General features: G+C 47.3%; 17 protein-coding genes and 6 pseudogenes. 16 read left to right on the forward strand and 7 right to left on the reverse strand.

Annotation, left to right across the window (positions count from 1 at the left end; genetic code table 11):
• Positions 1 to 174: 174 nt before the first annotated feature.
• From pilM to C7I86_RS08875, 4 genes are all read left to right on the forward strand, one after another.
• On the forward strand, positions 175 to 1,278 hold the full coding sequence (pilM, locus tag C7I86_RS08860) for a type IV pilus biogenesis protein PilM (protein ID WP_010872897.1): 1,104 nt from the start codon (positions 175 to 177) through the stop codon (positions 1,276 to 1,278).
• Between the two features lie 81 nt (positions 1,279 to 1,359).
• Entirely contained in the window at positions 1,360 to 2,214 is an 855-nt protein-coding gene (locus C7I86_RS08865) for a PilN domain-containing protein (RefSeq protein WP_010872898.1), read from the forward strand.
• 39 nt (positions 2,215 to 2,253) lie between these two features.
• Positions 2,254 to 3,081: a pilus assembly protein gene (locus C7I86_RS08870; RefSeq protein WP_010872899.1), complete on the forward strand. Its 828-nt coding sequence runs from the start codon at positions 2,254 to 2,256 to the stop codon at positions 3,079 to 3,081.
• 95 nt (positions 3,082 to 3,176) lie between these two features.
• On the forward strand, positions 3,177 to 5,519 hold the full coding sequence (locus tag C7I86_RS08875; protein WP_020862340.1) for a type IV pilus secretin PilQ: 2,343 nt from the start codon (positions 3,177 to 3,179) through the stop codon (positions 5,517 to 5,519).
• Positions 5,520 to 5,527: 8 nt separating this feature from the next.
• Here C7I86_RS08875 and C7I86_RS08880 read toward each other — a convergent pair whose 3' ends face one another.
• Both C7I86_RS08880 and C7I86_RS08885 read right to left on the reverse strand, forming a co-directional pair.
• The gene (locus C7I86_RS08880) at positions 5,528 to 6,352 is read right to left on the reverse strand and encodes an FkbM family methyltransferase (protein ID WP_010872901.1); all 825 of its coding nucleotides are present in this window, start codon (positions 6,350 to 6,352) and stop codon (positions 5,528 to 5,530) included.
• A gap of 19 nt (positions 6,353 to 6,371) precedes the next feature.
• The gene (locus tag C7I86_RS08885; protein ID WP_010872902.1) at positions 6,372 to 7,106 is read right to left on the reverse strand and encodes an FkbM family methyltransferase; all 735 of its coding nucleotides are present in this window, start codon (positions 7,104 to 7,106) and stop codon (positions 6,372 to 6,374) included.
• Between the two features lie 66 nt (positions 7,107 to 7,172).
• Between C7I86_RS08885 and tilS the strand changes: the two genes are divergently transcribed.
• The gene (tilS, locus tag C7I86_RS08890) at positions 7,173 to 8,165 is read left to right on the forward strand and encodes a tRNA lysidine(34) synthetase TilS (protein ID WP_010872903.1); all 993 of its coding nucleotides are present in this window, start codon (positions 7,173 to 7,175) and stop codon (positions 8,163 to 8,165) included.
• Between the two features lie 49 nt (positions 8,166 to 8,214).
• On the opposite strand, the gene thrC is transcribed toward tilS, so the two are convergent.
• Positions 8,215 to 9,363, reverse strand: coding sequence for a threonine synthase (gene thrC / locus C7I86_RS08895; RefSeq protein ID WP_010872904.1), 1,149 nt, complete (start codon positions 9,361 to 9,363; stop codon positions 8,215 to 8,217).
• A gap of 282 nt (positions 9,364 to 9,645) precedes the next feature.
• On the opposite strand from thrC, the gene ndhC reads away from it, so the two are divergent.
• The 4 genes and pseudogenes from ndhC to C7I86_RS08915 all read left to right on the forward strand — a co-directional run bounded on the left by ndhC (position 9,646) and on the right by C7I86_RS08915 (position 12,572).
• Positions 9,646 to 10,008, forward strand: coding sequence for a photosynthetic/respiratory NAD(P)H-quinone oxidoreductase subunit C (ndhC, locus tag C7I86_RS08900; protein WP_010872905.1), 363 nt, complete (start codon positions 9,646 to 9,648; stop codon positions 10,006 to 10,008).
• A 71-nt stretch (positions 10,009 to 10,079) separates the two neighbouring features.
• Positions 10,080 to 10,826, forward strand: coding sequence for a photosynthetic/respiratory NAD(P)H-quinone oxidoreductase subunit K (ndhK, locus tag C7I86_RS08905; RefSeq protein ID WP_010872906.1), 747 nt, complete (start codon positions 10,080 to 10,082; stop codon positions 10,824 to 10,826).
• Complete coding sequence (locus C7I86_RS08910) at positions 10,819 to 11,358, forward strand: NAD(P)H-quinone oxidoreductase subunit J (RefSeq protein WP_010872907.1); 540 nt, start codon at positions 10,819 to 10,821, stop codon at positions 11,356 to 11,358. Before ndhK ends, C7I86_RS08910 begins: the two co-directional genes overlap by 8 nt.
• A gap of 366 nt (positions 11,359 to 11,724) precedes the next feature.
• A pseudogene (locus C7I86_RS08915) lies at positions 11,725 to 12,572 on the forward strand (IS630 family transposase).
• Between the two features lie 43 nt (positions 12,573 to 12,615).
• Here the strand turns inward: C7I86_RS08915 and C7I86_RS08920 are convergent.
• Together C7I86_RS08920 and C7I86_RS08925 are read right to left on the reverse strand one after the other, a co-directional pair.
• Positions 12,616 to 14,199, reverse strand: a complete 1,584-nt coding sequence (locus C7I86_RS08920; protein ID WP_010872910.1) for a diguanylate cyclase domain-containing protein — start codon at positions 14,197 to 14,199, stop codon at positions 12,616 to 12,618.
• Between the two features lie 300 nt (positions 14,200 to 14,499).
• A complete protein-coding gene (locus C7I86_RS08925; RefSeq protein WP_010872911.1) occupies positions 14,500 to 15,216 on the reverse strand; it encodes a Crp/Fnr family transcriptional regulator in 717 nt (238 codons plus the stop codon).
• 1,217 nt (positions 15,217 to 16,433) lie between these two features.
• Here C7I86_RS08925 and hik34 (C7I86_RS08930) point away from each other — a divergent pair.
• Positions 16,434 to 16,919 (forward strand): annotated as a pseudogene (hik34, locus tag C7I86_RS08930) (two-component system sensor histidine kinase Hik34); the annotation flags it as partial.
• Positions 16,920 to 17,045: 126 nt separating this feature from the next.
• Here the strand turns inward: hik34 (C7I86_RS08930) and intI1 are convergent.
• Positions 17,046 to 17,618 (reverse strand): annotated as a pseudogene (gene intI1 / locus C7I86_RS08935) (class 1 integron integrase IntI1); the annotation flags it as partial.
• 148 nt (positions 17,619 to 17,766) lie between these two features.
• Here intI1 and aadA1 point away from each other — a divergent pair.
• The 3 pseudogenes from aadA1 to hik34 (C7I86_RS08950) form a co-directional block, all read left to right on the forward strand.
• Positions 17,767 to 18,605 (forward strand): annotated as a pseudogene (aadA1, locus tag C7I86_RS08940) (ANT(3'')-Ia family aminoglycoside nucleotidyltransferase AadA1).
• Positions 18,606 to 18,721: 116 nt separating this feature from the next.
• Positions 18,722 to 18,811 (forward strand): annotated as a pseudogene (locus C7I86_RS08945) (SMR family transporter); the annotation flags it as partial.
• A gap of 116 nt (positions 18,812 to 18,927) precedes the next feature.
• Positions 18,928 to 19,842, forward strand: a pseudogene (hik34, locus tag C7I86_RS08950) (two-component system sensor histidine kinase Hik34); the annotation flags it as partial.
• 17 nt (positions 19,843 to 19,859) lie between these two features.
• Here hik34 (C7I86_RS08950) and C7I86_RS08955 read toward each other — a convergent pair.
• Positions 19,860 to 21,155 (reverse strand): serine hydrolase, encoded by a 1,296-nt coding sequence (locus tag C7I86_RS08955; RefSeq protein ID WP_223211266.1) that lies wholly within the window; start codon positions 21,153 to 21,155, stop codon positions 19,860 to 19,862.
• A 114-nt stretch (positions 21,156 to 21,269) separates the two neighbouring features.
• Here C7I86_RS08955 and C7I86_RS08960 point away from each other — a divergent pair, with 114 nt between their 5' ends.
• The 3 genes from C7I86_RS08960 (at position 21,270) to C7I86_RS08970 (ending at position 23,268) form a co-directional block, all read left to right on the forward strand.
• Positions 21,270 to 21,458: a hypothetical protein gene (locus C7I86_RS08960; protein ID WP_010872914.1), complete on the forward strand. Its 189-nt coding sequence runs from the start codon at positions 21,270 to 21,272 to the stop codon at positions 21,456 to 21,458.
• Positions 21,459 to 21,630: 172 nt separating this feature from the next.
• Positions 21,631 to 22,677, forward strand: coding sequence for a DUF3326 domain-containing protein (locus C7I86_RS08965; protein ID WP_020862336.1), 1,047 nt, complete (start codon positions 21,631 to 21,633; stop codon positions 22,675 to 22,677).
• A gap of 6 nt (positions 22,678 to 22,683) precedes the next feature.
• On the forward strand, positions 22,684 to 23,268 hold the full coding sequence (locus tag C7I86_RS08970) for a CPBP family intramembrane glutamic endopeptidase (RefSeq protein ID WP_010872916.1): 585 nt from the start codon (positions 22,684 to 22,686) through the stop codon (positions 23,266 to 23,268).
• Positions 23,269 to 23,378: the final 110 nt, after the last annotated feature.

Consider the following 23,378-nt stretch of genomic DNA (forward strand, 5'->3'; position numbering starts at 1 on the left):
TTGCCCTCCGACTGGATTACAGTAAGGTTTCAGTTGAAGCTTAGTTAACACTTTGTTGCTTATTGTTGACAGTGTGCGCCAGAACCCTACCATTGACTGATAGATATTCTCTCCCTCCCATCCTTACTCCTTAATAATTTTGTCTTATTATCGCCAGCGATTACCGCAACCCCCATGTTTAGCCGTTTTACCAGCTTATTTGGCCGTAAATCCTCCGGGGTAGGGCTAGAAATTACCCCAGAAAGGGTTAACGTCGCCCAACTTACTTCCCAGGGTCAGAGTTATAAACTAAGGAAATTTGGACACGCATCCATTCCGGAGGGAATTTTCGAGGAAGGAAAGATCGTTGATTCTCCGGCCCTAGCGGAAATTATTCAGGAACTGCTGAGCGAGAATGGCATTAACACCAAGCAGGTGGCAACAGCGGTACCCATGCGGGAAGCGATCATCCGTATGCTGCCGGTGCCGGCGGAGTTGGACGAAAATGAGTTGCGCGACATGGTGCTAAATCACGAAGCTGCCCTGTATCTACCCTATCCCAGGGAAGAAGTGGATTTGGATTACCAAAAGCTGGGCTTGTTTGAAGATGAGGATGGCATTGAGAAAGTGCAAGTGTTGTTAGTGGCTACCCGGCGGGAGGTAACCGATTCCTATCTGGACACTTTTCAACAGGCAGGGCTCCAGGTGGACGTGCTAGAAATTAATAGTTTTGCGTTGATTAGAACCATTCGGGAACAGTTGCGGCAGTTTGGTTCCCGGGAAGCGGCGGTGCTGGTTGATATTGAGTTCGATAGCACGGAAATTGCCATCATTGTCGATGGAGTACCCCAGTTTTCCCGCACAGTGCCCATTGGTACTTACCAAATGCAAAATGCCCTTTCCCGGGCAATGAATTTGCCCCCTTCCCGCAATCCAGAAATTTTGCAGGGCATGACCATTCCCGTCACCCAGTTTGACACCATGAGCACCCAAGGCACAGCGGTTAATCCTGGGATGAATGCTCTGATGCGTGTGATGGGGGAACTAACCGACGAGTTGCGACGGTCCATTAACTTCTACCTCAACCAGAGTGAGGAATTGGAACTAGTGCAGTTACTCTTGGCCGGCCCTGGTGGTGGCCTGATTCAGTTGGATGAGTATTTCACCCAACGTTTGAGTATTCCCACCGTCAAAATTGATCCCTTTGAAGCTCTGGCGATCGACACGGATCAGAATTTTTCTGACATAGAGCGACCCAGTTTGGCCACGGTTTTGGGTTTAGGTATCCGGGAAGCCTAGCGGCTTGGTTTGTTCACCTTGCCCACACCTATTGCTTCACTCCTCTCCTTGTCCGATGCCATACTCCACTGAAACCATCCCATGTATAGCCTAGATGTAAATTTTCTCAAGGATCGTAACTCTGACGTTGTTCGGTCGACCCAAACTACCACTATCACCCTAACGGGGGACGATCTACAGAAGCAAATGCCGCTTTATATTGGGGCGGGGGTGATGGTACTTTTGCCTGCTTTGGCGGGGTTGGGAGTACTGCTAATCAATTGGCAAAAGGGTGTTGCTCAAACCAATATCCAACAATTGGAAACGGAGTTATCCCAGCTACAGGGGGAACAGCAAAAAATCCAGGAAGTTGAGGCAAAAACGGCGGCGGCTCACCAAGAAGCAGATGGGCTAATTGGCGTTTTTAATCAAATTAAACCTTGGTCAGCCCTGTTTCAGGAGATAACTAATCAGTTGCCCCAGGAAGTGCAACTCCAAAGTATCCAGCAGGAAGGAAATGTAATCACTCTTTCCGGTTTTGCTGGCAACTATGGCTCCCTCAATGATTTTCTGCTGACTTTGCAAAGCTCGAAGTTTTTGCAGGCTAATAAAACTAAGCTGATGACAGCCAACGCGGCAGCCCTACCTATTACGGGGGAAGGGGCAACGGCAGAAACCGGGGGCACAGAGGAGCCAAGTGCAGATCAAGCTGCTTCTGGTGTTGTCATTCCAGCGGGAGTGAGTTATACCATCCAAACGGAAATTACCAATACCCCCGATAAGGAATTGATAACGGCATTGATCGCCAATGGGGCAGCCGGTTTAGTGGCTCGTTTCAAGTTTCTGGAACTGAAGGGCGTCTTGGATCGACCTGCGGGAATACCGGAGGTTGCGCCTATTTTGGAGCCACCGGCGGAGGGAGCTCCTGGAGCAGAAACCCCACCAGCTAATAATTGATGATCCCTAGCCACCGAACTTTGTTTTTAGAGGAGTGCCATGACCAGCTACAGCGAAGAGTATTCATCAACGACAACAATTATTGATGAGGAATTTGATGCGGGAGGAAATTATCCAACTGCATTTGGGATAACCTTCACCCCCCAGGTAAGTGGCATTAGTTTAGGTATTCTTGGCTTGCTGGCCATGGGTTATGTTCTGCTCAATTTTGTCATGCCAGCTTTGGGAGAATATCAACAACTAAGACAGGACGAAGAAGCTAAACAAGCTCAAGTGGATCAGCAGTCCCCGGAAGTGTTGATGCGTCGGCTAGCCAATGCGGAGGTGCAGTTACAGGAAGCTCAACAGCGTAAAGCGACAGTGTTGGAACTCTACGCCAATAGCGAGGACTTGAACACAATCCTCTATAACTTCAATACTCTATTCGTAAATAGAAACGTGAAGTTAGTCAGCTTTTTGCCCCAGGGAGATCCGGTGGTAATCTCCGATGATAGTCTGGGGGCAAACGCAAAAAATCAGCTTAAACGACAAACTTATACCATTTCCATGACGGGCGGTTTTAGTGAAACCCTGGCATTAATTCGGGATATTGAACGGCTGCAACCGTTAATTTTGATGAAAAATTTGCGGACTAGCTTGGTTAATCCAGAATTTCCAGTCAATGTGGTTAGGGATGGTGACACTGTACAAGTGCAAACTGATGCGCCAGATATCCTAACTACGGATTTAACGTTGGAGGTGTTTATGCCATTAACCCCTGAGGAGATTGCCGCCCTGACTCCTCCCCCGCCGCCGCCTGGACAGGAGGGTCAACCACCGGCTGAGGGACAACCTCCAGCGGAAGGACAAGCGGCCCCGGCCCCCTAAAGGGTAATTTTGCTGGTAGATTATCGCTAACGGTCTTACGATTTTTGAATAATTATTCAATAATTGATTTTAATTGGTGTGTGAGGAGCAATTCTGTGAAAAATTTTCGGTTTTGGTTAACAACGGAAATAGCGACCTGTTGCTTGTTGGCCCTAGCGCCTGCCCAGGCAGAAACGGTTTCCCAGTCAAATACTTTGGATGGAGATTTGCGGACGGCGATCGCCGGTGACTCAAGTCGAGATTGGCTACAGTTTGAAAAGAGTTTGGAGCAGTCTCTCAAGCAAAAAGAAGAAATTGATTCTTGGAAACCATCATTGGAGTTGATGCAGGCTAAATCCCTTGTCAAACCAGGGCAAAAGTTGACGAATATTGAGTTGCTGGTGCAGGAGTTGGAAGCCTTATCCGACCCACTGGCATTAAATTTTCCAGAACCGAACCAGACCAGTGTTGCTCAAATGGCTCCCCCCAGCCGCCCTATGCCTCCCCCTCCAGCGGGCAGTGGGCAGGTCATGTTTCCCAATCCCGAAATAATCATCCAACAGCAGGGTGGTGTGCCCCAACGTGGTGCCAGCCCTCAGGTGGGAAATCCTAGCATTTTATCTCCTGCGGTACCTGTGGCTCCGGTACGTTCCCGGGCTGTGCCGCCACCAGTGGGGGATTTGGCCATTTCCAACATCAATGCTTCCTTCGACATGATTGATCTTGGCCAAAGGGGTCAGGTTAACGTACCAAGCTTGGTACTACGGGAGGCCCCAGCAAGGGAAGTTTTGGCTGTGCTAACCCGTTATGCTGGCATGAATCTAATTTTTACCGATAACCAAAACAATGAAGGCACTCCTACCCCAGGTACACCTCCCGGTGGTCAGGTTGCTCCTCCCCAAGCTCAGTCAACCATTACTCTGGACATTCAAAATGAAAGTGTTCAGGACGTTTTTAACTACGTTCTGATGGCCTCAGGGCTAAAAGCTAGTCGTCGGGGTAACACAATTTTCGCTGGGGCTAATCTTTTGCCTTCGGCTCGAAATATTATTACCCGCACTATCCGGTTGAACCAGGCTAGTGCTGAGTCTGTGGCCAGTACTTTGGCTTCTCAGGGTGCGGAAGTTAACATCCTATTTGAAGGTCAGGAAGATGTTCAGTTGGCAGAAAATGCGCCGCCAAGGGTAATTAAGCAGCCTCCTACTCTAGTTCCCTTAACTGTTCAAAAACCAGCCAACGATTCTTCAGTTTTAATTCTGGAAGGGCTAGTGGTTAGCACTGATCCCCGTTTAAACACTGTAACCCTGGTGGGTGAACCCCGTAATGTGGAATTGGCTAGTTCCATGATTACTCAAATGGATGCTCGCCGCCGCCAAGTGGCAGTAAACGTCAAAATTATTGACATCAATCTTAATAATATTCAAGATTATGACAGCAGTTTTTCCTTTGGCATAGGAGATAGTTTCTTTGTCCAAGACAGTGGTTCTGCGGTCATGCGCTTTGGTGACACGGCTCCAGTTCAGGAAATTGATATCAACAATAACCTGGGGCGAATCACTAATCCACCTGCCATTGTTAATCCTTTTCAAGACGGAGAGATTTTCTTTGATCTTAATAGAATAACTAACATTGAAGTGCCTCTTGGCCCAGGGACCATCCCCATAAATTTCTTCACATCAGGTTCTGGAGCCGTTTCCAACAATCCATTGTTTAATGGAGTTACTGAATTTCCAATTGTGGAGGTAGATGAACAAGGTCTGTTAACAATCACCCAACCTGAGTTTGGTTTGCCATCTTTTTATCAATATCCTAAAAAGTTTCAGGCACAAATTGACGCTCAAATACGTAGTGGGAATGCGAAAATTCTCACCGATCCAACTTTGATTGTTCAAGAAGGCGAGGCTGCTCAAGTTAAGTTAACAGAATCTGTTATTGCCAGCGTTGATACGCAAGTTGATACCCAGGGAGATACAGCAGTTAGAACTATTACGCCGGTTCTGGAAGATGTTGGATTAACACTAAATGTCATAGTTGATCGAATTGATGACAATGGCTTTATTACTTTGCGCGTTAATCCAATCGTTGCATCTCCTGCTGGAACACAAGTATTTGATAGTGGTGCTGGCGCCATCAACGAAATAACACTGATAAACAAAAGGGAACTTACTTCCGGTGTAGTTCGGCTGAGGGATGATCAGACATTCATTCTATCTGGCATTATTTCGGAACTTCAACGTTCTACCACAAGTAAAGTTCCAATTCTAGGGGATTTACCGGTGATTGGAGCATTGTTTAGGCAGTCCACAGACACAACAGACCGTTCGGAAGTTATTATTCTCATGACCCCCAAGATCATTCATGATAGTACAGAGGCGCAGTTTGGCTTCCGTTACAATCCTGACGCGGCTACGGCGGAATTCCTGCGGCAGAAAGGATTTCCCGTTCAGGCTCAGCCATAGTTAAATTCCTAGCGGGAGACTAAAGTGTTGACCAGCCGTTCCAGAATGTTAACTCGATAATAGGGTTCACAAATCTGGGATAGCTGGTTTGCTTTTGGTTGATAATTTCTAAACAAGATAATGTTGCCGTAAACGCTTTGAGGGGGGAAAAGTTTATCCAACTCAGATGTTTGCAATTGGCTTAAATCAAAGGTTATTTCTTGGCAATCTGGAGCAAAATCCAATAAAATTCCGGAGCCGTAGCCAAGAGTTTTTAATGATTTAAGAATGTTTAATGTATTTTCAAAGAATTCTGGGGCCCAACCCTTTTGGTTTTGACCTCGGTTGACGCCGCCGCCATATTCAAACATCACTACCGCAGGCAGTAAATAGGATTCTATATTTTCTAGCTGTTTAATTACAGCCCATTCCCAACCTTCAATATCTAGTTTTAGACAGGTGATTTTGTCAATTTTTTCTTGGTCAATTAAACTTTGGAGAGTTAGAGTTTTTACTTTTTTAGCTTGACTAGAAGCTCCAAACCATTGGGGAGAAAGGGAACTGAAATTACTATTGAAAATGCCAGCAAATTTGCCTATATATAGGGTTTGTTCTCCGTTCTGATCCGATAAACACACAGGAAGCAAAGTCAAATTAGGTCTTTCTGCTAATTTTTTTAAAGCCTTCACTGGTAACGGCTCGATCGCCAGACTGGTGAAATTCAACTCAGCAAAAATTTGGCAATAAAAAGCAAAGGTGCCCACCCCCACATCAATGCAAACTCCCTGCCGCTGGGGATCAACTTCCGGTAAAAGCTGGGCTAGGAGAGCTTGGCAACAGGGTTCAACGCGCATAGAAAGGTTTCAAAAATTGTTAATCGGGACGCAAGAAGAGAGCATTGAGATAGCGCACATGGCCATCGGCGGCGACCACTTGATCCAGATTGCCAGCATAGCGCAGTCCGAGATTGTCCAATAGGGGAAAAATATCCCGGAATTGGCATTGCCCCTTATACAGTCCATCTAAGGAAATTTCCAAAATACAGGCCTTAGCTTGCCTTAGTATTTTTTCTCCGCCTCGAATCACCCGGTCTTCGTAACCCTGTACGTCGATTTTTACCAGTAATTCCGGCAGTAGCTTTCCTACAAATTGTTCCATTTCCCGGTCAAGGGTTGACTGGTGAACGATAATTTTTTCCTGTTCCCGCACCATGGGATATAAGCTTTCGCAAAGTTTCGTCGTTGGTAAGAGGGATGAAGAAGCGGTAAAAAGCACATGGCTATTAATTTCCAACTCATCCACCCGATCGCCAAGGGCCAAGTTAAAAGTACGAACACGGTTTTGTTGGCGATCGCCCCATTGTTGGAGTTGTTGATAGGGTAGGGGCAAGGGTTCAAAGGCAAAAATTTGAGCTTGGGGAAAATAGCGGCGCATTTTTTTGGCAAATTGTCCCTTATTAGCGCCAATATCAATAATGGTTTGAATATTTAATTGCCTAATTCCCAGAAGTCTGCCATCCCAACTAGGGGTGAGCAAGTTGCCAACAAAGTTAAAAAAATTGTCACTGCAACGGCGGATAAAAGCGTTATTCAACAGAGCCTGGGCCATGGGATTATTAAATCTTGATGTTTCCCGTGGGAAAAATTGAAAATTTAGTGGACAAAAATAATATAAATGGCTTGGACATTACTGCACAGTAAGCTCCATCAAAATTTGCAACGGCGCTTCCCCGAGTTGCAAGGAACTCGAATTTTAGTGGCGGTATCCGGGGGACAAGACTCCCTCTGTTTACTGCATCTACTTAATGATTTAACCAAACAATGGCAGTGGCATTTGGCCGTAGCCCACTGTGACCACCGTTGGCCCACCGATGCAGGCATTGCCGACCACGTACAAGGCCTAGCCCAAGGTTATAAACTACCCTATTTCCAACGGGATGCCCAAGATTTACCCCAAACGGAAGCCGCCGCCCGCCATTGGCGTTACCACGCCCTCACGGCGATCGCCAAAGCAGAAAATTTTCCGGTGGTTATGACTGGCCATACCCAGAGCGACCGGGCAGAAACTTTATTGTTTAACCTCGTGCGGGGCAGTGGCAGTGACGGCTTACAAGCGATGAATTGGGTGAGGAATTTGGAAGAGTCCGGCTCAGACAAAAGCCCGATTAGGCTAATCCGTCCCCTCTTGGAAATTAGTCGTCAAGAAACTGGAGATTTTTGCCAGCAACAACAATTGTCTGTGTGGGAAGACGTGCTCAACGAAAAGTTGACCTATCGCCGCAACCGCATTCGAGGAGAATTGATTCCCTACTTAAAGAAACATTTCAATCCCCAGGTGGAAAAAAGTTTAGCTCAAACGGTGGAATTGTTAACAGCAGAAGTGGCTTATTTAGAGCAAGTTAGTGGAGAAATTTATCAAACCCTAAGCCAAACGGATCAAAAAAGTTTAAACTGTCGTTTACTCAGTCAAAAACCCCTGGCCTTACAACGGCGTATCATTCGCCAATTTCTACAATCCTGTCAAAGCCAATCTCCCAATTTTGAGGAAATTGAACAGATAGTAGGGTTGATTAATGCCCCCAACCGCTCCCAAACTTCTTCCCTACCAGGTCAAGGAATAGTTAGGGTGGAAGGGGACTTTTTGCGATACATTTACCAGGGTAAATAGTAATCATTTCTCCCCAGCTAAACTATGGATAAATTGGCTGAAATTTAGGCTAAAAACCCATCGCTTTAGCAACAATTTCCAAATCTGGTTTTAAACCCGCTTTCACTTGATTGCCACTATTTTGCACAGCACAATCTGGATCTTTCAAGCCGTTGCCGGTCAGCACACAAACCACGGTGGCTCCAGCGGGAACTTGATCTTTTTGCTTCAATAAACCAGCTACGGAAGCGGCACTGGCGGGCTCACAAAAAACCCCTTCTTCGGCAGCTAGGATACGATAGGCTTCCAAAATTTCGGCATCGGTGACGGGGTGAAATTCCCCATTACTTTCCCTAGAAGCGGCCCAGGCCTTATCCCAGTTGGCAGGATTGCCAATACGAATAGCAGTGGCTAGGGTTTCGGGATGGCTAATGGGTTGCCCTTGGATAAAAGGAGCGGAACCAGCGGCTTGGAAACCCATCATCCTCGGTAGGCGATCGCCTTTGCCCAATTCTTTATACTGACAAAAACCCATCCAGTAGGCGGTGATATTGCCCGCATTGCCCACGGGGATACAGAGCCAATCGGGGGCCTGGCCGAGGACATCAACAATTTCAAACGCGGCGGTCTTTTGTCCTTCCAAACGGTAGGGATTAACGGAATTTACCAAGGTTACGGGGTAATGTTCCGATAACTGCCGCACGGTGGTCAACGCATCGTCAAAGTTACCATCAATGGCAATCACTTCCGCACCGTAAATTAAAGCTTGGCCTAATTTTCCCAAAGCGACATAACCATCGGGAATGATCACAAAAGCCCGCAAACCGGCCCGCCGAGCGTAGGCCGCCGCCGCCGCTGAAGTATTACCTGTGCTGGCACAAATTACCGCTTTGGCCCCTGCTTCCTTGGCTTTGGAAATGGCCATGGTCATGCCCCGGTCCTTGAAACTACCGGTGGGGTTTAGGCCGTCATATTTAACAAAAACCCTTACGTCCTTGCCAATGCGTTTGGCGATCGCCGGAGCGGGAATCAGGGGAGTATTGCCTTCTAAAAGGGTGACCACTGGAGTCTGGTCGGATACCGGTAAATAGGGCCGATAGGTTTCAATCAATCCACGCCAACGACAGGCCGAACTCTGGGGACAGACGGGGGTAGCACTGGGCAACACTGTCGAATTTGGGGCGGATGGGGTCATGGTGAAAGAATGACAAGAAATCATGGGGGGCAATGGCCCGAGGTTCCATTCTACAAAAGAGCGGGCACCGAAATGTGAATCGTTTCAGAATTGGATTATTGCCCAAACGATTAATAAGCATAGGTTAAACATATAGTTCAGGGCTTGGTCTGTCCTGGTTGGAGTCCTATAATCAGAAAAATTGGCAGAATGCCCCCAGGCGATCGCCCACAAGTCCGGTAAGCTTGACCCAGGTGTAATCCCTTGGGGTGCAACACCGCTGGACCCCCCCTGACCACCATTAGCCGTGAGGAGACCATTGGCCCTGTGTTTGTTTTAACCGGTTACGAATATTTTCTTGGCTTTCTCTTTATATGCTCCCTGGTGCCAGTGTTGGCCCTGACCGCATCCAAACTCCTCCGTCCTAGGGATGGTGGCCCAGAACGGCAAACTACCTATGAATCCGGTATGGAGCCCATTGGCGGAGCTTGGATTCAGTTCAACATCCGCTACTACATGTTTGCTCTGGTGTTTGTGGTCTTTGATGTGGAGACGGTGTTTCTTTATCCCTGGGCCGTTGCCTTTAATCAATTGGGCCTGTTAGCCTTTGTAGAAGCATTGATCTTCATTGCCATTTTGGTGGTTGCCCTGGTCTACGCTTGGCGCAAAGGGGCTCTGGAGTGGTCCTAGAAGTTTAGTAATGGCCACCAATCCATTGTCCTTGCCTTGCCTGCCCCCCCTATTGTCTTCTCCTATTTCCCATGAGTCCCAACCCTGCTAACCCCACTGACCTGGAACGGGTCGCCACAGCCAAAATTCTCAACCCCGCCAGCCGTAGCCAGGTCACCCAAGACCTTTCGGAAAATGTCATTTTAACCACGGTGGATGACCTCTACAATTGGGCCAAACTTTCTAGTCTCTGGCCGTTGTTGTATGGCACTGCTTGTTGCTTCATCGAATTTGCCGCCCTGATCGGTTCGCGCTTCGATTTTGACCGATTTGGTTTGGTGCCCCGCTCTAGCCCCCGGCAAGCGGATTTGATTATCACCGCCGGAACCATCACCATGAAAATGGCCCCGGCCTTGGTGCGCCTCTACGAAGAAATGCCGGAGCCAAAGTATGTCATTGCCATGGGAGCCTGCACCATCACCGGTGGTATGTTTAGCAGTGATTCCACCACAGCGGTAAGGGGGGTAGATAAATTGATTCCGGTGGATGTGTATATTCCCGGTTGCCCTCCCCGCCCCGAAGCCATTTTTGATGCCATTATTAAACTGCGCAAAAAGGTGGCCAATGAATCTATCCAAGAACGGGCCATTACTCAGCAAACCCATCGCTACTACAGCACTTCCCACCAAATGAAAGTGGTGGCGCCGATTTTGGACGGCAAGTATTTACAACAGGGTACCCGTTCCGCTCCCCCCCGGGAGTTGCAGGAGGCCATGGGAATGCCTGTACCTCCCGCTTTGACCACCTCTCAACAAAAGGAGCAATTAAACCGTGGCTGAGGAAGTGAACTCCCCCAATGAAGCTGTTAATCTCCAAGAGGAGACGGCGATCGCCCCTGTGGGCCCTGTATCCACCTGGCTGACCACCAATGGCTTTGAGCACCAGAGCTTAACGGCGGATCACCTGGGGGTGGAAATGGTGCAAGTGGAAGCGGATTTGCTTCTGCCCCTCTGTACGGCTTTATATGCCTATGGGTTCAACTATTTACAATGCCAGGGAGCCTACGATGAAGGGCCTGGTAAATCCTTAGTGAGTTTTTACCATCTGGTGAAGTTGACCGAGGATACCCGTAACCCGGAAGAGGTCAGACTAAAAGTATTTTTGCCCAGGGAAAATCCGGTGGTGCCCTCTGTGTACTGGATTTGGAAAGCGGCAGACTGGCAAGAGCGGGAATGCTACGACATGTTCGGCATTGTCTATGAAGGTCACCCCAATTTGAAACGGATTTTGATGCCGGAGGATTGGGTAGGCTGGCCCCTGCGTAAGGATTATATTTCCCCCGATTTTTACGAACTCCAGGATGCCTATTAGTCCCGGTCGCCCACGGCAAAATTAAACATCAAAATTAGTTTTAGCTCCCCCTTCCCCCACTGTTGCCAATGGACTGAAAACTTTGGGGGAATATTTTTGTGTTGACTGATTTTCAATCGGTTAAAACAACAGAAAAAAAGGCTTTGATGGTGGCAAGAACGCTAAGGGAGGTAAGCCTTATGTCGTAGTTGCTTTTCAGGAGCTTGTCTTGGGATTATTGGCAATGGAGGCCAATACTTCAGAGCGACTTGTGGAAATTAGCTACTAATTTATAGCTAATTTAATTAATTATGAGGCGTCTTACCTGGGTTTTGTGGTAATATATTGGAAGAATAACACAAGAATCCATAAACAACTAAATCAGTCATGGCTTACGATCTTGATTTACGTATTAAGGTAATAGATTTCATCGAGAGTGGTGGTGGAATCACAAAGGCTTCGAAAATATTTAAGGTGGGCAGAGCAACAATTTATCGCTGGTTGGGCAGAGAAGAGCTTGGGGCAACGAAAGTTGAGACCCGCCAGCGTAAGATAAACAGAAAAGAATTGGAAGAGGATGTGAAAAATAATCCTGATATGCTTTTAAAAGAAAGAGCTAAAAAATTTGGTGTAACTCCTGCTTCACTCTGTTATCAATTCAAAAAAATGAAAGTTACTAAGAAGAAAAACAGTTACTTTATCAAGAGAGAGATGCCCAAAAGCGAGCAGAATATCAGAAAATCTTGAGCCAATTAGTTTTAATGTACGATACTAAAAGTCCAGTATTTATAGACGAAGCTGGTTTTGAGGAATTTGTATCCTCACTTTATGGATGGTCTAAAAAGGGAGAAAGAGTATATGGAGAAAATCAGGGAAAAAGAGGGAAAAAAGAAAATCTTGCAGCAGGAAGAAGAAAAACGAAAAAAGACTTAATAGTGCCGATGTTATTCACAGGAAGCTTAAATGCAACGGGTTTTGAAGGATGGCTGGAATTCTTTTTAATACCAGCATTAACAGCTACATCAATCTTGATTATGGATAACGCCCCCATTCATCGAAAAAATAAGATTAGGGAAATAGTGAAATCCGCAGGACACACGGTGTTATTTTTGCCAACTTATTCCCCAGATTTGAATGATATAGAGCATGACTTTAGTGCATTAAAGAGAGCGAGAATGTACGCACCTTCCGGTACTAGCATAGATAAAGTTATTCAAGATTACTGCATATCTTAATGTCTCATAATTATCTTGATCAGCTATACATCTCCTACCCTTGTTATTTTTCCAAAGATAAATTTTTTATTGGTAACAGGTGGGATTTGCCATTGGCTGAAGGCTGAGTCTCATCAAAAACCACAAATAGCTCCCCGTTGCGCTTGGCTTCATACATGGCCGTGTCGGCATAATCGATTAAACGATCATAGTCAAACTGTTCGTAGTTGCTGATCACAATACCAATACTGGTACTGATAAGCAGTTGAATTCCCTCCATAGTTAACGGACGGGAAAATAATCGGTGAATGCGGTCTGCACATTTTTTCGCATCATCACCTGACTTGGTTGATTTCAAAACAATTATAAATTCATCTCCACTCAGTCGAGCAACCTGGTCACCGTCTCGCACACACTCCAATAGGATTTCTGCTACCCGTTGTAGCACTTTATCTCCAAACAAATGTCCGAATCGATCGTTAATGCTCTTAAATTTATTCAAGTCCAGCATCAGCAGAGCAAATGCCTGGTCGTCAGAATTATTTCTGCCATGGACATTCTGGTGTAGGTTTTCTAAAAAAAGAGCCAGGGAACGACGGTTAGGTAAACAAGTCAGGCTGTCATGGTGAGAATCATAATAAAGTTGGTCGTTAATGGTTGCGAGGGACGTTATGTCATTTAATAGCCAATAAAAACCATTGATTTCACCATTGTCATTTCTTTTTTGGGTGGCTTGAATATCCACACTGATGGAAATACTGCTCAAGGATTGGAGTTGCATTGACCAACAATAGGGCACCTGCCATTCACTTTGATCTTTAACTATATTTTCCAGATGGTTTTCGAGTAACGAAATTTGTTGTTGCGGTGCATAGTAAATAAAAGGTTTCCCCATTAGGGATTCTCTATCGGTTTTAAGCAAACGACAGGCATTTTGGTTCGCATCTTGAATTTTTCCATGGCAATCAATAATTAAGTAATTTCCAGGTAACAATTCTAATAAATTGTGGTACGAATTTTCGAGAACTGACTTTTGTCGATAAATTTTTTTATAAATTTTCCATAATCTTCGCTGATCCTGTTTCAGATCCGCTGGTGAGTCAACCACGGTTAAGTTTCGGGGGCAGTCCTGTTTAATATCAGCGAAAATACCGATGGCCTTTTCTGCCCTCAAATCTTCGAGATAACCAGGATAAGCTTTGTTAGCTTCTTTTTCATCGGTAAAAGGGCCAAAGTAATAGGTTACACAGGGAATAATAGTGTGCACCCTCACCCACCAATCCCTATCCTGGTAGAGGGAACTTGCCTGGGTATCCTGGTCAATAATTTCCCCTGAATCTTCTTGATGCACACGACTCATTAAGCTATCAATCATGTCTGGCATTGCCCGAAGAATTCTTTCTTCAATAACTAATTTTTCTTCAATTAGGCCGGTGTAGCCATGGACAGAAGTAAATTCTAAATCTTCGTCTGTCCTAACTTTATGACGGTTAGGAATTGTGCTTAAAATCTTCGCCTTGAGTTGTTGGCGGAAGCAGGACAACGACAGGGCCATGACATAGGGATGGTCAGGGGGAAAGTCCGTCAGAAATCGATCAATCTCCTCTTCCACTACCGCTAGAGTTTCGTTGACAAGATAGGAGGACATTGCATTGCACCTGTTGAACTGGCAATAGTTGTATAGTCGAATGACGGGAAGTTCTGGGAAAATCGACAATTATAGTCAGATCTACTTCTCCGAGATGCTTGAAGATTTGGCGTCGGCGCAAGGCTTCTAGGCAGTTGTTGAAAATATTGAATCCAGAATTAATCCAGAATTCTTCACCCGGTAATAGTGTGCCTATGGGCTAGAAACCTCTGCTTTTTATTTATTATTCCCCACATCCAATTTAGAAAAAATATTGCTTTTTGTCTGTACGATCATGCTCTTATCTTTAGCTTATTTAGCTTAACCCTGACGGAAACCAAGTAAACGAATATATTCATCTTGTACTAATTGATAGCATTCACAGCTAGTTTTTTTAAGGGCATCGTAGTCCAACAAAGTTATTTTTCCCCGACGATAGGTGATCATGCCGGATTGTTGGAGAGAGTTCGCTGCAATGGTTACCCCCGATCGCCGGACTCCGAGCATATTAGCGACAAATTCTTGGGTAAGGGGTATCTCGTCCACTTGAAGACAGTCATGGACAGACATTAACCAACGGGCTAGACGTTCTTCAATTTTATGTTGGCGATTACAGGCGGCACTCTGGGAAACCTGGGTGAGTCTGGCTTGGGTATAGAGCAACAAAATTCTCTGCAGTTGGGGAGACTGCTCAAACTCTCGTAAAAGTATATGGGCACTTAGTTTCCAAGCTTCCCCTTGCACCTGGACGATGACCTGGCTTGTGGTTTGTTTTCCCCCCAGAATAATGGGCAATCCCACCATTCCTTCATTGCCAATTAAACCAATTTCTGTGGTGGAGCCATCTTCCATAATTGAGACAACGGAAATCATAGCTGTATTGGGAAAATAGGCAAATTCCATCACCTCATTGGGCTCGTATAGTACTGTGCCGGTCTTGTAGACAACTTTTTTGAGATGGGGCGCTAAACGTTTATAAGCTTCGACGGGGAGGAGTCCTAATAACTGATTTAATTTTATGGGAGGATTATTGGTCATTGGCAATGCAATTAATTAAAAATGGCATCTCAATTCACTAACAATCATAAGGGTTGTATGCTAACGCCACTTAGATTCATTTGAATTAAAATGTTTATGACTCCTTGTCTCCCAAAGCTTGGAAAAATTTACTCTGCACGATAAGCTGATCTCTGTATAGAGTAAGGATTGTGCGCAAACGGGACGCCGGTCAGGCCCAAACCAAGAGTTTATCTTCGGAACTACATTCTTATCTGTACGAAACAGGACTTTAGGAGAATTTATTAATAGAAAATTTTCCGGCCATAGTCAATATCAAGGCGATTTAGTCTCGACTTCAACCTTTTTACTCTGTAATTCATAAATCTTTTAATCCGATTTAGTGAAAATAATCAATTCTCTATGGCCTCGATGATGGCGATCGCCAAAACTTGATAGCTGGTGCCGATTTTATTTTTTTCGGTAACTAAGTATCTCTATTAGACTTGATACAAAACAGGATTCTACAGTGAGAAATACTAAATTTATTAGCGTTTTTTTCTGTCTGTGTTGGGTCCGATTTCACTGTGGGGGCGATCGCCAAGGGTGGAGTAATCAGCAACCTTCCAACAATAGATAAAATAAATATTTAGTGAAAAAATATTGACATTAAGATATCTTAATTGACTCTCGGTGATCTCTTCTTCAAAAGGAGTGAAGTCATGACCAGTTCTAGCATTGATGGCGTGGGGGTGGCATTTTTAGTACGGGTTTAGACCGGCGATCGGTTGCTTAAAAATAACAGGGTGACGGAGTTCTTCCGCTGGATATGTTCACCGTAGGAGGACAATTGCTCGGAGTAGTTGACACCACCAGTGCAAAACCTTAATTAGGTAATTAGATTTTAAAACCGCATAAACTCATAATTTCTATTGGATCGTACCTGCGCCAATGATCATAGTGTTAATGCATCACAAAAATGATTGAGGAATTAACGTAGTTTTGCCCTGGTCAAGACGGAGAGCGGTATAGGTTTGTCATCCTTTCTTCGCGCCTTTGCGTCCATCCGTCGGATTTTGTTCGGTTTTACGCCTAAGGGGGAAAGGAAAATGGGCTTACCATCAGGGAGAGAGGCCACACAAGACTGCTGAGTCTGTTAAATTGCAGTGGCAAAAAGTTTGCTATTTCCTATTCCCTTTCAGAACATCGTCCCCCGTTGTTACCGCTGTTAACTTTCCCATCCTAAAAATCTGGTTCCCGTGAATGAAGTTTGCCTAAAGTTGAGTGATTTGTTTGTGTCTTCCGGTTGGGGAGGATATGACCGAGGGCGGGCTCCCCAGTGGGCCCATCCCAGAGCACAGCAACAATGGTTTGGGGCGATCGCCGCTTTGGAACCATTTTTAAGACAAACTTTGCCCAATGTTGGGGGAGAATTACCGGGAATTTGTTTGACGGGCCCTGCCCCAGTGCTGAAAGATGCGGTGCTGGTGCGAAATTTTTACCAAGGCATTGCCACCCCCTGGGAAGAGTTTTCCCCCTGGCCCTGTTTAGCTGGCGAGGAATCCGAATGGAGTGCTGTCCTCCCCATGCGGGAAATTCCCCTGTTTCCCCAGGACCCCTTGGCGGAAGAGCAATTTTGCTGGCTGATGACCCCCCAATTTGGTCTGCTATTGCTGTTGGGCAAAAATGAGCAGGGTTTGGCCCAGTTCTACTGGACTTTTGACCCAGAAATTTTGCAGCAAGCTTTATGCTTGTAAACCGTTTTGTGAAAAAATTTTTAAAATAAAAAAGGGGACCTCTAGGGTCCCCAATTAATTAGTAATATAATCTATTAAAGGTCATTCAAAAGGTCATCCACCGGATCAATTCCCCTGCTCGCGCAGGCTGGGTGCCAAGCTCTCGGGTAACATCAAGGCCCGATCCTTGGAGCCCTTGCCCTCCCGCACGATGATCGTGCCGTGATCGAAATCCAGATCCTTGACCCGCAGTTGCAAACCCTCACTGATCCGCATGCCCGTTCCATACAGAAGCTGGGCGAACAAACGATGCTCGCCTTCCAGAAAACCGAGGATGCGAACCACTTCATCCGGGGTCAGCACCACCGGCAAGCGCCGCGACGGCCGAGGTCTTCCGATCTCCTGAAGCCAGGGCAGATCCGTGCACAGCACCTTGCCGTAGAAGAACAGCAAGGCCGCCAATGCCTGACGATGCGTGGAGACCGAAACCTTGCGCTCGTTCGCCAGCCAGGACAGAAATGCCTCGACTTCGCTGCTGCCCAAGGTTGCCGGGTGACGCACACCGTGGAAACGGATGAAGGCACGAACCCAGTGGACATAAGCCTGTTCGGTTCGTAAGCTGTAATGCAAGTAGCGTATGCGCTCACGCAACTGGTCCAGAACCTTGACCGAACGCAGCGGTGGTAACGGCGCAGTGGCGGTTTTCATGGCTTGTTATGACTGTTTTTTTGGGGTACAGTCTATGCCTCGGGCATCCAAGCAGCAAGCGCGTTACGCCGTGGGTCGATGTTTGATGTTATGGAGCAGCAACGATGTTACGCAGCAGGGCAGTCGCCCTAAAACAAAGTTAAACATCATGAGGGAAGCGGTGATCGCCGAAGTATCGACTCAACTATCAGAGGTAGTTGGCGTCATCGAGCGCCATCTCGAACCGACGTTGCTGGCCGTACATTTGTACGGCTCCGCAGTGGATGGCGGCCTGAAGCCACACAGTGATATTGATTTGCTGGTTACGGTGACCGTAAGGCTTGATGAAACAACGCGGCGAGCTTTGATCAACGACCTTTTGGAAACTTCGGCTTCCCCTGGAGAGAGCGAGATTCTCCGCGCTGTAGAAGTCACCATTGTTGTGCACGACGACATCATTCCGTGGCGTTATCCAGCTAAGCGCGAACTGCAATTTGGAGAATGGCAGCGCAATGACATTCTTGCAGGTATCTTCGAGCCAGCCACGATCGACATTGATCTGGCTATCTTGCTGACAAAAGCAAGAGAACATAGCGTTGCCTTGGTAGGTCCAGCGGCGGAGGAACTCTTTGATCCGGTTCCTGAACAGGATCTATTTGAGGCGCTAAATGAAACCTTAACGCTATGGAACTCGCCGCCCGACTGGGCTGGCGATGAGCGAAATGTAGTGCTTACGTTGTCCCGCATTTGGTACAGCGCAGTAACCGGCAAAATCGCGCCGAAGGATGTCGCTGCCGACTGGGCAATGGAGCGCCTGCCGGCCCAGTATCAGCCCGTCATACTTGAAGCTAGACAGGCTTATCTTGGACAAGAAGAAGATCGCTTGGCCTCGCGCGCAGATCAGTTGGAAGAATTTGTCCACTACGTGAAAGGCGAGATCACCAAGGTAGTCGGCAAATAATGTCTAACAATTCGTTCAAGCCGACGCCGCTTCGCGGCGCGGCTTAACTCAAGCGTTAGATGCACTAAGCACATAATTGCTCACAGCCAAACTATCAGGTCAAGTCTGCTTTTATTATTTTTAAGCGTGCATAATAAGCCCTACACAAATTGGGAGATATATCATGAAAGGCTGGCTTTTTCTTGTTATCGCAATAGTTGGCGAAGTAATCGCAACATCCGCATTAAAATCTAGCGAGGGCTTTACTAAGCTGATCCGGTGGATGACCTTTTGAATGACCTTTAATAGATTATATTACTAATTAATTGGGGACCCTAGAGGTCCCCTTTTTTATTTTAAAAATTTTTTCACAAAACGGTTTACAAGCATAAAGCTTGGTTAAGCCTCCAGGCCCGCCTCAAATATGGCCTAAGTCCTGATCTGTCCCTCTTGCAAAAAACCATAGCGGCTTTTAATTTTCCCCAGCCCGATTTCCGTTTGGTGACTTACTTTGGGCAATTGATGTTGGACTACCAGCCCAATCCCTATAATCTTCCCCCATGCCAAGAACAGGAATCGGCGGAACCATCCCCGGATGTGGAACTGCTCCAAGCCTTAACCCATGAGGTGCGGACTCCCCTGACTAGCATTCGCACCCTAACCAAGTTGTTATTGCGTCGCAAAGACCTTTCCCCGGAAGTGCTCAAACGAATTGAATCCATTGACCGGGAGTGTAGCGATCAAATCAGCCGCATGGACCTGATTTTCCGAGCCACGGAATTGGAATCAACCCCCCTGCCGGAATTGGTGGTGCCCCTGACGGTGACATCCTTAGAAGCGGTGTTCCAAGCTGGCATTCCCCGCTGGCAAAAACAGGCCCAGCGCTATAACGTCAATTTACAAGCTCAGATTCCCCATTCTTTGCCCCAGGTGTGGAGTAACCCCAGTTTGTTAGACCAGGTGCTGGGGGGCATGATTGAAAAATTTGTGCGGAATTTCAACGGCGGCGGAGAGATCAATTTACAGATCACCACTGCCGGTGACCAGTTAAAAGTGCAGTTCCATACCCAGTCAGTACACCAAGCCAATCCCGTCAGGGCTCTGGGGGAATTGTTGATGTTCCAGCCCCAAACCGGTTGCCTGAGTTTAAATTGGGATGTGACCAAAAATCTCTTCCAACTCCTGGGAGGTAAGTTAATCGTCAGACGGCGATCGCCATCGGAGGAGATACTAACCATTTACCTTAAATGTGAACAAAGGACTGTGCCTGTGGCCAACTACGATAGGCAGTTCACCATGGTCTAGGGGCTCAACCGAGAGTTTCAATGGCCTGAAATTTGCCGCAGTAAGCCTGGGGTAATAAAGGTCAAAAGGCCAATGGCGATCGCCCCGGCTCCAATGACTATCAATGCCGGTACAAGGCGGGATTGCCAAAATCGTTCCCTGGCCGCCGTCGTTAGCTTGCCAGTTTCCCAATAAACCCAATCATCCCCTAGATGACTAGCCAGACTACGATTCCCCGATAGCAGCAACACAATGCCATTGCCCGTTTCTGGATTAACTCGCAAAGTGTGGTTCAGAGCGGGCATATTGCCCCCGTCATGGCCGATCACAGCTCCCCCACTGGTGGTGGTTTGGTACAGCATCATACCTAAACCCCAGGTGCCATCGGTGCCCGGTTGGGCCGTTGCCATCCTTTGCAAAGTGTCAGCTTTCAAAACCGAGTTGGGTTGGAGATGGGCCTGGGCGAATTTAACCATGTCAGCCAAACTGGCGTAGAGGGAAGCGGCCCCGGTGGCAGTGAAATGGCGGGGAGGGCTGGGCTGTAAATCTTCGGTAAAACTAGTGGCCAAATTATTAGCTCTTCCCTGGTCAACAATGGTTGGCCAATCAAAATTCGCCCCGGTCATACCCAACGGGTGCAGAATTTGCTCCTGCATAAATTCAGCAAAGGATTGTCCCGTCACCTCCTCCACTAACAGTTGCAAAACGGTATAACCGCCCCCGGAGTAGCTAAACTCTTCTCCCGGTGGATAAACTGCCTCCACCCCCCTTGGTTCCCCAAAGGCCACATCTTTTGTTAGGGTCAAAGACTGTTCCAGGGTTTGCAACGGTTGCCCCGGCAAAAATCCTCCATAGCCTAAATGATCGTTCTGTCCCCCGGTATGGCTCAACAGTTGGGCAATGGTTACCTCTCCTCGGTAAGGACTATCAGCAGGAAATTGCCAACGGCGAAGATGGGATAAAACTGGATCGTCTAAATTAATCTGTCCCATTTCCACCAATTTCATTACCCCCCAGGCCGTAACCAGTTTACTCACAGAAGCCATTTGGTAGAGGGTATTTTCTGGGTCAACGGGGGAACCGGAATCAACATTCTCCACTCCCACCGTATGTATGGTGTCCACTTTGCCATTGTGGATTAGGGCTAGGGCCGCACTGCCCAACTCCTTGCCTTCCCCTTGGTTAAGGCGATCGATTAAATATTGGTTAAGGGAAGCTCGATCACCAGGGCGTAGGGGAGGATGGGAAAACCAAATACTTTCCCCCCATAACACTGCCCCCACCAGTAAACTCCAAATGAGCAGGGCAGTAGTGCCGGTTAAAACCTTTTTCAAGCTCTTGTTTGCCGAGGTAAAACTTGCTGATAGTCTCAAATTTTAGCGGAAAATTTCTGGGGTTTTGCTAGAATCAGTCAGAGTTGCCTTACCCGCCCATATTTGCCAAAACCTATGACGACCCATTTCATCACTGCTGAAATTGACCTCCAGGAAAATCCCCTGCAACTGCAACAGGAAATTGAACAGGAATTGGCTAAACGGGGCGATCCCCTGCGGTGGGCGGTGACAGCGGTGGATAAAGAGCAACAAAAAGCCCAGGTGGAAGCGGTGGTGACGGTGACGGCGGTGCAGGAAGTCTAGAAAAAAAGGTTAAGAGCCTGTTTTAAAAGCCCCCCTGGCCCCCCAAATTTGGGAAGAAATTGAGTGAAAGTTCCCCAGTATTGCCGGAGTTTTAGTGGGTCGAGTTAGGGGGCGGGATAAAACTTTCCAAACACGTTCTAAGTTTTACTAGTTCCAGTCTTTTACGGTCACTTTGAGTTATAACGTCACTTTAATTATTCCCACTGGGGTGGGGGCGGCCCTTGGTGGTTACGCTGGGGATGCTCTACCGATCGCCAGGGCCATTTCCCAGGTGTGTGATCGCCTCATTACCCATCCCAATGTGTTAAACGGGGCCCAGCTTTATTACCCCATACCCAACGCCCTTTATGTGGAAGGTTACGCCCTGGATCGCTTTGCCCAGGGAGATTGGGGTTTAACTCCTGTGGGTAACAACGCCATTGGCCTAATTTTGGATCAAGGCATTGAAGAGGATTTGCGCTGGCGACATTTACAGGTGGCGGACGGGGCTCGGGCTACCCTGGGTTTAACCCTGACGGATTACGTTGTTACTGATGAACCCTTGGGGGTGGAATTGCGCCTGTCGGACTCTGGCACTAGTTGGGGCACCATTGCTAACCCAGAAAGTTTATTGCGGGCGGCGGATAAGTTATTGACCCAGACCCAAGCCCAGGCGATCGCCGTCATTGCTCGCTTTCCCGATGATGTGGGCACTCAAGTGCTGGCTGATTATCGCCATGGCCATGGGGTGGATCCCTTGGCCGGAGCGGAAGCGGTCATTTCCCATTTAATTGTGCGGCAATTTCAAGTGCCCTGTGCCCATGCCCCAGCGTTGAGTCCTTTGCCTTTAGACCCAGACATTTCCCCCCGGTCAGCGGCGGAGGAATTGGGCTACACTTTTTTACCCTGTGTATTGATGGGACTGAGTCGGGCTCCCCATTACCAAAGATTTCCCAATGCCCAGGGCCAAACCCTCTGGAGTCGGGATGTGAATGCTGTGGTTGTGCCCGCCAGCGCCTGCGGTGGTTCCGCTTTGATGAGTTTTAGCCAATCTTCTGCCCGCATCATTGCAGTGGAAAATAACTCTACCCAGCTAGAAGTCTATGGCGAAGACCTAGGCATTTCTGTGGTTAGGGTAAACTCTTATTTAGAGGCGATCGGAGTGCTCTGTGCAGACCGTGCAGGCATTAACCTTGATTGTTTCCAACCGGATTTTCCCCTTCTTCACCGCCTACCCTGAATATCTGTGTCTTCATCCAATAGTCCTTCCGAAATGGAGCCCCTAAGCCGTACCCAAATTTTGGGGGTGATGGGATTCACAGCGGTGCTACTGCTGATCATTGCTAAGCTTTGGCAATGGTGGGGGGATGTCACCCTGTTAAAAATCAGTTTTAATGTTCCAGACGCTTTATTGGGATTGGGTTTAGCAACTGCAATCATTCTGACCAGTGGGTTAATTTATCGGATTTGGCCTGCCTATCGGGTCAGTGCCGATGCCTACCTTGCCTTTGTGATTAAACCCCTGGTATGGGCAGATTTGCTCTGGTTAGGACTATTGCCCGGTTTAAGTGAAGAATTACTGTTTCGGGGAGTGATGCTTTCCGCCTTGGGGGGAGGTGTTTTGGCGGTGGTGGTTTCCAGCCTAGTATTTGGCGTTTTGCACCTCAGTAGTACGGAGCAATGGCCCTACGTGGTGTGGGCAACGGTGGTGGGGTTAGTGTTGGGCTATGGGGCGATCGCCAGCGGCAATTTAATGGTGCCTATTGTGGCCCACATTCTCACCAACTGGGTTTCCAGTGCCCTATGGAAATTCAACCACCGTCAAGGGTAAAAGGGTAATTAGTGAAACTAAATTAGGTTGAGTTTGATTCCCCTTAGTGCGTTATCTGGAAGAATTTCAACTCGATTAACGTCTCTGTTCGGAGGCTAGCCCCATTGCCC

The sequence above is a fragment of the Synechocystis sp. IPPAS B-1465 genome, assembly GCF_003015225.1.
Taxonomy (GTDB): Bacteria; Cyanobacteriota; Cyanobacteriia; order Cyanobacteriales; family Microcystaceae; genus Synechocystis.